Origin of the sequence: Pseudoxanthomonas sp. SGT-18, assembly GCF_003931645.1 — a bacterium.
GTDB lineage: Bacteria > Pseudomonadota > Gammaproteobacteria > Xanthomonadales > Xanthomonadaceae > Pseudoxanthomonas.
Window position 1 is genome coordinate 1 of sequence record NZ_RRYJ01000020.1, and the last position, 1,848, is coordinate 1,848.

A 1,848-nucleotide genomic window follows, 5' to 3' on the forward strand; every position below is an offset into this window, starting at 1 on the left:
CGCCGCCTCGCAGGAGCAGGCGGCGGGCATCGAGCAGGTCAGCCAGACCCTGGTGCAGATGGACGAGGCTACCCAGCAGAACGCCGCGCTGGTGGAGGAAGCCTCCGCCGCCGCGCGCGCGATGGAGGAACAGGCCAGCCAGCTGGCCGAGGCGGTCGCCGCGTTCCGCCTGGCCGCCCCCGCCGCCTCGCGCGCCGGCAACTCCGCAAGGCCCGGCGTTGCCGCCGTGGATGCCTGGCAGGAGTTCTAGGTGCCGGCCCCGGGAAGGGGCTTCGTTCCGGTCGACGCCGGCTCCGCAACGGGGCCGGCTTGTTTCCTCCCCCCTGCCTTCCTTGCGGCGATCATCGTGGCCGCGGCCGCGACAAGGCAAGGATCCAGCCGCCCTTGGCGGGCATTAAAGGAATGCGCCTCCGCGGTCGTTAACTAGCACCGCAAACATCGCATTTCATTGATCCGCATCAATCCGCGCTGGCCAATTGCCCGATCGGTGCGCTCCATCACAAGGTGCGCATCCGGGTCGTGCTTGCGCCTAAAGAAAACCCCCGCGACCGCCGCTTCCTCCGGTACCACGTCACAGAGAGGATGCGATGTTTGCCCTGAGGAAACTGAAGGTGGGTCCGCGCCTTGCCGCGGGCTTCGGCTTGCTGCTGCTGCTGATCGCCGGGATCCTGGCCGTGGTCATGCACGGCAACGGCCGAACGTCGGCGCAGTTCGGGCAGGTCGTCGACGTCAACATGGCGAAGATGCGCCTGCTCAACAGCATGCTCAACACGAACAACAGCGTGCTGATGCAGCGGCGCCTGATGCTGATCAAGCGCGGCGCCGACTTCGACGAGGACTACGCCTACGCGCAGAGCCTGTTCGTGGACTACGACAAGGCCTGGGACGAGTTCCTCAAGCTCCCGCGCGACGAAGTGGGCGAGCGCATGGTGCAGGACATCCTCGAGAAGCGCCGCATCGCCGACGAGTCCACCGCCAAGCTCGACGGATTCATGAAGACCGGCGATTTCGACGCCGCCATCGACGTGCTGCTCAACGAACTGCGCCCCCGCGCGGTGGCCTGGAACCAGGCAATCGCCAAGCTTGCCAAGCGCCAGGACGAGCTTTCGCTGCAGAGCCGCGAGGCCTACCTGGAGGTCGAGGCCCGGACCCGCGAGCTGGTGCTGGCGTTCGGCGCACTGAGCATCGTGCTCGGCGCGCTGGCCGCGTACCTGATCACCCGCAGCCTGACCATTCCGCTGACCGATGCCGTCCGCGTCGCCGACGGCATCGCCGACGGCAGGCTGGACAACCAGATCGACACCCGCGGCCGCGACGAGCCCGCGGTCCTGGCCCGCTCGATGCAGCGCATGCAGCAGCAGGTGCAGGCGGTGATCGCCGCGCAGCGCGAGCTGGCCGGGCAGCACGAGGCCGGCACCATCAGCTACCGGATCGACGCGGCCGCCTTCCCAGGCGAATACGGCACGATGGCCGCGGCCTCCAATGCCCTGGTCGCCTCCCACGTGGAGACCATCCTCGGCGCGCTGGAGGTGCTCAAGCACTATTCGATCGGCGATTTCAGCGTGGACATGCAGCGCCTGCCCGGCGAAAAGGCGGCGATGACCGCGACCGTCGACGGCATCAAGGGCAACCTCTCGGCCATCAACGGCGAGATCCGCCGCCTGGCCGACGCGGCGGCCGAGGGCGACTTCAGCCAGCGGGGCGACGAGGCGCGCTTCGAGCACGACTTCCGCGCGATGATCGGTGGCCTGAACCGGCTGATGGAGACCACCAACGCCAACCTGGGCGAACTGTCCGCCCTTCTCCAGGCCATCGCCCGCGGCGACCTGACCGCGCGCATGGAAGGCG

At 68.5% G+C, this 1,848-nt stretch carries 1 protein-coding gene and 1 pseudogene; both read left to right on the forward strand.

Annotated elements, in window-relative coordinates; all coding sequences use genetic code 11:
• Nucleotides 1-250 (forward strand): annotated as a pseudogene (locus EIM47_RS15590) (methyl-accepting chemotaxis protein); the annotation flags it as partial.
• Between the two features lie 361 nt (nt 251-611).
• On the forward strand, nt 612-1,848 hold a 1,237-nt coding region (locus tag EIM47_RS15595; protein ID WP_164514633.1), incomplete at its 3' end, for a Tar ligand binding domain-containing protein.